Origin of the sequence: Ruminococcus sp. (genome assembly GCF_019417665.1) — a bacterium.
Classification (GTDB): Bacteria; Bacillota; Clostridia; order Oscillospirales; family Ruminococcaceae; genus Ruminococcus_C.
Genome location: NZ_DXUU01000083.1, coordinates 1 through 7,268, shown reverse-complemented (window position 1 = coordinate 7,268; position 7,268 = coordinate 1). Strand labels below are relative to the sequence as shown.

At 45.6% G+C, this 7,268-nt stretch carries 7 protein-coding genes and 1 pseudogene; 3 read left to right on the top strand and 5 right to left on the bottom strand.

Translation table 11 applies throughout. The features are described 5' to 3' along the window. From QZ375_RS13200 to QZ375_RS14320, 3 genes and pseudogenes are all read left to right on the top strand, one after another. On the top strand, nucleotides 1–1,415 hold a 1,415-nt coding region (locus QZ375_RS13200; RefSeq protein ID WP_295219718.1), incomplete at its 5' end, for a DNA polymerase. Between the two features lie 86 nt (nucleotides 1,416–1,501). Then, nucleotides 1,502–1,930, top strand: coding sequence for a DUF4406 domain-containing protein (locus QZ375_RS13195; RefSeq protein ID WP_295219717.1), 429 nt, complete (start codon nucleotides 1,502–1,504; stop codon nucleotides 1,928–1,930). Next, nucleotides 1,927–2,478: pseudogene (locus QZ375_RS14320) on the top strand (DNA-primase RepB domain-containing protein); the annotation flags it as partial. The gene QZ375_RS13195 and the pseudogene QZ375_RS14320, both read left to right, overlap by 4 nt. Here the strand turns inward: QZ375_RS14320 and QZ375_RS13185 are convergent. The 5 genes from QZ375_RS13185 to QZ375_RS13165 form a co-directional block, all read right to left on the bottom strand. After that, nucleotides 2,386–4,974, bottom strand: coding sequence for a SpaA isopeptide-forming pilin-related protein (locus tag QZ375_RS13185; RefSeq protein WP_365729165.1), 2,589 nt, complete (start codon nucleotides 4,972–4,974; stop codon nucleotides 2,386–2,388). The pseudogene QZ375_RS14320 and the gene QZ375_RS13185 sit on opposite strands and share 93 nt — an antisense overlap. Before the next feature lie 671 nt (nucleotides 4,975–5,645). Further along, complete coding sequence (locus QZ375_RS13180) at nucleotides 5,646–5,888, bottom strand: hypothetical protein (RefSeq protein WP_295219715.1); 243 nt, start codon at nucleotides 5,886–5,888, stop codon at nucleotides 5,646–5,648. Beyond that, the gene (locus tag QZ375_RS13175) at nucleotides 5,885–6,715 is read right to left on the bottom strand and encodes a DNA adenine methylase (protein WP_295219719.1); all 831 of its coding nucleotides are present in this window, start codon (nucleotides 6,713–6,715) and stop codon (nucleotides 5,885–5,887) included. Before QZ375_RS13175 ends, QZ375_RS13180 begins: the two co-directional genes overlap by 4 nt. A 119-nt stretch (nucleotides 6,716–6,834) precedes the next feature. Beyond that, a complete protein-coding gene (locus QZ375_RS13170) occupies nucleotides 6,835–6,993 on the bottom strand; it encodes a DUF3789 domain-containing protein (RefSeq protein ID WP_295219714.1) in 159 nt (52 codons plus the stop codon). Beyond that, a partial coding sequence (locus QZ375_RS13165; RefSeq protein ID WP_295219713.1) for a phage antirepressor KilAC domain-containing protein occupies nucleotides 6,974–7,268 on the bottom strand: 295 nt, incomplete at its 5' end. The genes QZ375_RS13165 and QZ375_RS13170, both read right to left, overlap by 20 nt.

Sequence of the window (7,268 nt, the reverse complement as noted above, 5' to 3'; positions counted from 1 at the left end):
GACTGAAAAAGCTGGCGGCAGAACTGTGTCACGAACCTCTGCCTACATTTTCAGAAGTTACAAACGGCAGACATTTTGACGAACTGGATGCACAGGACGCTGAAACAGTAAGATATGGCTGTGCAGACTCTGATTTTGCACTGCGGCTGTATCATATTTTCAATAACTGGTTTGACCGGTTTCTTCCGAAACATCGGTATATTGTGGAGCAGATTGAATCTCCCACAGCGGTATATCTCGGCATTATGAAGCACAACGGCGTACCTGTTGATGTGGATTTGATGAAAGAGCGTCAGCATGAGGCGGAAGGTCAGATGGAACGCATTCGGAATGAAATTGCAATGATTATCGGTGATATCCCCATTGGTGCAAATTGCAGTACCAAAGCTTTCAAGGATTATCTTTATCAAACTTTGAAACTTCCTGTTATGAAAGTCACTGCATCAAATAAAGAGGCAGCAGATGATGCGTCCATGATCATGCTGAAGGAGTGGTGTGATACTAACCGACCGGAACTTTCTCCTCTGTTCACATTGGTACAGGAATACCGGAAATGGGGCAAGATCAAGTCCACTTACATTGACGGTTATCTGAAATACCGGAACACAGCAACCGGCAGGATCCATCCGGATTTCTTTGCTCTGTCCACGGAAACAGGACGAATGAACTGCCGTAATCCCAATTTACAGAACTGCCCCCGCAAGAGCAACGATCCCATCGGCGTCCGTAATTTTATCAAAGCACCGGAAAATCATCTGATATTGTCACTGGATTTTTCGCAGATTGAACTGCGTGTGGGAGCGTTTTACTGCCGTGACATAACCATGATGGAAACCTACAAAAACGGCGGTGATATTCATGCAGCAACGACTTCTGTCATTTTCGGCTGTACCTACGAAGAAGCACAGGACAAGCACCGGAAGGAGTACAAGGAACAACGTACCATTGCCAAAAATGTAAACTTTGGTACATTTTACGGACTGTTTCCGAAAGGGCTGCAAAGCACGCTGAAATTTAAGGCAGGCGTGGACAAGACCATAGAAGAATGCGAAACCATTATCCGAAATCTGAAAGCCGGATACCCTGGACTGACCGCATGGCAGGATGAAACCAAAGCCATGGCAAAGCAGAATATGTACACAGAAACCTGGCTTGGTCGCAGACGTTATCTTCCCAATATTCGCAGTGATAATTGGGGCTTGCAGTCTTTTGCAGAGCGGTGCGCATTAAATACGCCGATTCAGGGAACAGCAGCGGATATTCTGAAACTGGCAATTGTACGTATTTTGGAGGGACTGTCGGAGCGTCCATGGCTGAAACCGATATTACAGATTCACGATGAACTGACGTTTATTATTCCGAAAGAAAAGCTGAATGAGGCGGTAGTGTTTATTCGTGAAAGTATGGAACAGTAGCCGTTTCCAGAGTTTGATCTGCCGCTTGTTGCAGAGGCATCCGCAGGTGAAACTTTCGGCAATTTAGAGGAATTGGAGGGATAAACATGGCAGCAACCCATAACAGTGAGGGATATTACTCTCCAACAGAATTTGAAGCAATGAAAAGAATCGAGAGCGAGGAACGGAAAGCACGCCGTTTAGCCGCTTTTCGCCCGCTTGTATATATCTGCTCTCCCTATCGTGGCAATACAAATGAGAACATTGAAAATGCACGGAAATACAGCCGTTTTGCAGTAGCACATCACAGCATTCCCATTGCACCGCATTTGCTTTTTCCGCAGTTTATGGATGATACTCTGGGAGAAGAGAGGCAGACGGCAATGTTCATGAATCACGTCCTATTAACCAAATGCGTGGAATTATGGGTGTTCGGCAGCAGCATTTCTGAGGGCATGGAACAGGAGATACGGTGGGCAAAACACAGGCATATGCCGATTCGATATTTCACAGAAGATATGGAGGAAGTTGTATGAACATATCGGCACAGGATGTTATCAATGCTATTTTCAATCCGGACGATACAGTATGCCTGCGTATTTTTGACGACCGGAAAAAAGGTATCTTTACCGGTGCAAAAATATCTGTGGAGGCAGGAAAATTCTTTGCTGTGGAGTCTACGCTGAAAGAACATAACAAGAAAAATCATGGTATCTTTTTTGTGGTGAACTCCGGCGGTCAGACGGACGACAGCATTGTCCGTATCAATGCACAGTTTGTGGAAATGGATGACAAAACATTCGAGGAACAGCAAACTCTGATTGATGCGTTTCCGCTGCCGCCGTCTATGATTATCAGAACCCGGAAATCTCTGCATACTTACTGGTTTGTGAAAGATGCAAAAGTATCACAGTTCCGTCCGATACAGAAGGCACTGGTGCAGTATTTCGGCGGTGATCCTGCCTGTGTCAATGAAAGCCGTGTCATGCGTCTACCGGGTTATTATCACTGCAAGCAGGAACCGATAATGGTGGAGTGTATTTCGTTTCATCCGGAACGGAGGTATACACAGGAGCAGCTGATAGAAGTGCTGCCTGTCCAGGAAGAAACAGAAGATATACCGAAAGCTGAACTGCACGGAGAACAGAAAGGCATTCGTATCGTAGAAGCGTCCTGCGACTTTATTCAGTATTGCCGGGACAATGCAGCAACCCTCTCTGAGCATGACTGGTATGCACTGATTTCTAATCTGAGTGTATTTGACGGAGGAGCAGAGGTCATACTTTCCGAGGTAGAGCAAATCTGTTTCCACATAGCCGTTTTCATCGGTTTTAAATTCGGCAACAACGTCGCCTGCATTTGCACGAATTGTACCGTCAAGAGTAACAATATCCTCAGAGGCGATCACCTGAAATACTGCACCGGAAAGATTTCCGTTCGCAAACACGGGAGTGTAGGTGGTCGGATTTACTATCATCTCGCCGTTTTCATCGGTGTAAGCGGAGGACGCCGCTGCAACAGATACGAAGCAGTCGCCGGTTTTCTGAACGCTGATTCTGCCCTTCTGGGAAGTGTTTTCCTTGTTGACTTTCACGATCGTCAGAGCGTTTTCTTCCTCCGCATTTTCAGCGGAAATCGCAAAGGGCACAGGTGTACTGTCCAGCACATACCCATAAGGAGCCTGAACTTCCACAAGCGAATATTCGCCATAGGGAAGGACTTCCGGAGTGATCAGATAGCCCTCAGAATTGGTATAAAATACATCAATTGTCGTAGGTGTTGGGTAGCTGTAGGACATAGAGATCTTGCCGCCGTTTGAATCATAAATCTCAAATCCTGCGCCCTCATAGGGAATCGTATTGCTCGTTTCAGAATCCACCTTTACCACCTTGACATAGCTTTCAAACTCTGCATTATTGATAAGATAGCGGTAGGTCTGTCCGTTTTCGCTGATATATACGTCAAAATCGGCAATAAATTCAGTACCTTCCCAGCCCTTGGTCTGGTGAACGGTGTACATACCGTATGGCATATCCTTTGTCTGTGCAAAGCCGTTTTCATCGCACACAAGATAATCTTTTTCGGAATTCTTTGCGTTTGCATAAGAACCGGAGGATTTCAGATAGACCGCAAATTCCGCGCCAACCTCCGGCGTTTCAATCTGAGTCGTACCGTCATCCGTATGCTTGATGATCGCAATATTGCCCTTGATCACGTCCTCAGTCACAGTCATAGAAATGAGATTACTTTCAATTGTGTATTTTTCCGGCTCTGCGCCTACAGAATGAACAGTCGTATCAAGCAGATATCCCTCGGAGGGAGAAATCTCCTGAACCGTGTAATTTCCGCAGACATACTCCTTTGTCTTGAAATATCCGTTTTCATCGGTCGTATAGGTGTCAACAAGCGCTCTGTCACGGTAAATGCCGTAAACTGCTCCGGCAAGTGTGCCGTCACCTTGTGCAGAACCGGTTTCCGCATCCTGTTTCACAACCTCTGCGGTAAACTTTTTGAGGATATTTTCGAATGTCTTAGTTGTAGTTGCGTTAGCCGTAAGAGTTGCCGTCTGATCGGCAGGAATCACATATTTTATCGGCACATTCTTCTCAGAAATGGTGTAAACAATTTTCTCGTTATTGCTGTCATAAACAGGAATATCGGAAAGTATCGCAATGCCGTCAGCTCCTGTTTTTATGGTATAGGTCTTACCATTTCCTGTAATTTCAAACGTTCTGTCGCCATTTTCACCGTCTTCCGACTGCTTGTTGATTTTGATTGAACCTTTTTTCAGATCATTGACAAAATTGGCGGTAACAGTCAGATCTGCGTTTCCGCTTGTCAGCGTTACATTTTGTGCCTTTGGCGTCTCATATCTTGTGGCAACGTTAATTTCAGAAACTGTATAGGTAATCGCTTTTCCCGTTTTCATATCATAAACATTGAGCGCAGAAAACTCTGCAATACCGCTGGAATTTGTTTTTTTCGTGTAACTGCTGCCGTCTGAACCGGTAACCTTGAATTCGATATCCTTGACGATATTGTCCTCGGAGGTCTTGTTGACCTTGATTTTTCCAACCTGAAAATCCTCATAAACGGTCACAGTCTGATTGGCTTTTAGCTCATAAACCTTTGTTGAAAGCTCATACCCTGTGGGAGCGGAAATCTCTTTGACGTAATAACTCCCCATAGGAAGCTTTATCGAACCTGTTCCGTCAGCGCCGATTGTGATTTCTCCGACCTTGGTTTTGCACGCAGAATCGGAGTAAACACCGTACTTCGCCGTGCTGCCGTCCACTGTGGATTTGCCCACAATCTGAGACGTTCCGTCCAGACACTTTTTGATGCGGAATGTCGCATCATTCTGAGTAATACGAAACGCCGAAGTATTCAGCGCGGTTGCGCTTTTTCCGTCCGTATTGTTGTTGATAACAACACCTTGGGAACCATTGGACTCAATACGCCAATGCGTACCACCGTCGCCGTTTCCGCTGCCGACTGTTGATGAAGTGATAAGACTTTCCGGAACGCCGATGCTTTTCAGATAGGATACCACGTCGTTTCGGGAATTGAATTCGCCCATGTAAATCCAGGCATGGTTGATATTTTTCGTCTCCGCCACAACCACTGAACCGGCTGTAATCGTCGAACCGTCCGCACACTCCCAGTAGGGGTGATCCTCCGTTTTGACGTTTTGCTTTTCAATGTCGATATTGGAAGTCTTTCCGCCGTAAGTAATCGTGCAGTTATCGCTAACAGTCAGCCAATGCGCCGTATCAACGGGCACAGGATTGTTCCAGGAAAAGCCTGTGGTTTTGTAGCCTAGTTGGGTCAAGGTGTAGTACACAAGTCCCGAACAGTCGATGCCGAGACTGTTGATGGTGCTGACAGACAGGGGAGAATATGCGCCCTGGGTGTAAATGCCGGAATAACCTTTGTTCCCGAATTGGTAGGGTGTTCCCAGCAAAGTTGCCGCTTTTGCGATGACCGTATCGGCGGATGGGAATGCAGCGTTTTCGGTGGAACTGCTTGCTGCACTTACTCCGAGAGAACCGCTTAAATTTGTTCCCAACATGGAAAAAGCGCAGAGTCCTGCCATCAGACCTGCGCCCAGTTTTTTCAATATTTTGTTTTTGAACATATACAAACTTCCTTTCAAAAAAGCACGAAAATACGTGCTGTAATGCGTTTTTTTGTTGCTGAACCTTACCGAAAAAGTCGGCGAACGAATTTTTGTACAGAACCAATCAAGGATCATATTTCATCACACTCCGCATCGCATTGTTCCCACAGCGGACAATCCTGGCAGTGTTCATAATCCATGCAGATTTCCTGCTGTTCGTCCTCCGATAATTCTCTGCGCAGAACGGTAAGGACGACGCCGTCCGCATTTTTCTCCAGTTCCACACGCACCGGCAGGCCATTTTCATCAAACAGTCCGCTAAAATTTGTCACGCCGTTTTCGGCTAAAATCTGTGAAAAAATCACCTGTTTCATAAAGTAAAACCTCCGTTGTTATCGTCAAAAAGAGAGAGCTGTCTTGTCATTTTTGCTCTCTCACCGGTATCATAATTAGAAATCAACAACTCATTGTACATACATCCACCGTCATACCGCTGCGCCAGATTATTTAATCTACTGATTTCTTCCATATGAATATTCGGCTTGTCCCAGAGTTCCCGGATTTCAGGGCAGTCATTGTAGGACACGAGAAATTTCCCCGAACAGTTCAGCAATGTATCACGCAGTCTAATATGATCTTTTGCGGTAAATCCCACATCTTTGTAGTAATTTTCCGTGGCAAAATACGGCGGATCGCAATAGAAAAAGCTCACCGGACGGTCATACTGCCGGATGAGCTTTTCAAAATCACGATTTTCAATGACAACCTTTTGCAGCCGTCTTGCAGCCATATCGATCTGTGGAAAATCGCTCCACATGGAATGGGGCTGACAGGCGAAGCTGTCCAGACTGCTGGCGTAGCTGTACCGAATCAGCTCATAAAACTTTACTGCACGGTCAATATCACGGAATTTCGGAAACAAATTTCGCTTGTGCAAATCTGCAATCCAGTTGAAGTCCTCACGAGAATTCAAGACATACCGCAGCTTGTATTTCAGCTGATTGGGTTTATCTCGTACACAGCGATACAGATTCACCAGATTGCTGTTGAAATCGTTGAACACCTCGAAATCATTGCCAGGCGGCTTGTGAAACAACACCCAGCCTGCACCGCCGAAAACTTCGATATACCGTTCATAATATGGCGGAAACCTTGCAAGTACGGCATCCCTGAGCGCCTTTTTCCCGCCTACCCATGACATAAAGCTGTTCATGTAACTCCTTTCTGCCGTTAAAATCAACAGCAGAAAAAACGTCAGAAAGCGAAAAAGCCGCTTTGCAAATGGCAGAAATTTTCTGCTGTTGGCAAAACGACCTTACCTTACTTTATTTTCGTTTCCATTTCCTCATCTGCACTTTTGGCGGCATTGCACAGCGCCATTATTGCGGCGCCCAATGTTCCGCCCAGAAGCAGTCCTATGATAAATCCAAGCATAATTTCACCACCATTCATATGATTGTCAGTTCGTTTCATCTTCATTCCCGAACTCTTTTTTCAGTCTGCCAATAATGTATTGTTGGCCCTTTCCGGTGACAAACGTCTGCTGATAGGTTTTGGAAAAGGAATCCGTTTCAAAAACCGATTCTTTCACTGCAAAGTATCCACGGTCGATGTATCTTTGATAGGGTAGATTGCCTGACATGAGAATTTCATTTTCCCTCAGCCAACGAAACAGCCGGTTTCTGCCGATGGGGATATGTTCTTCCACGGCAAGCTTTGCCATAGCGTTCATATCGATAAGATTTTCCGTATTC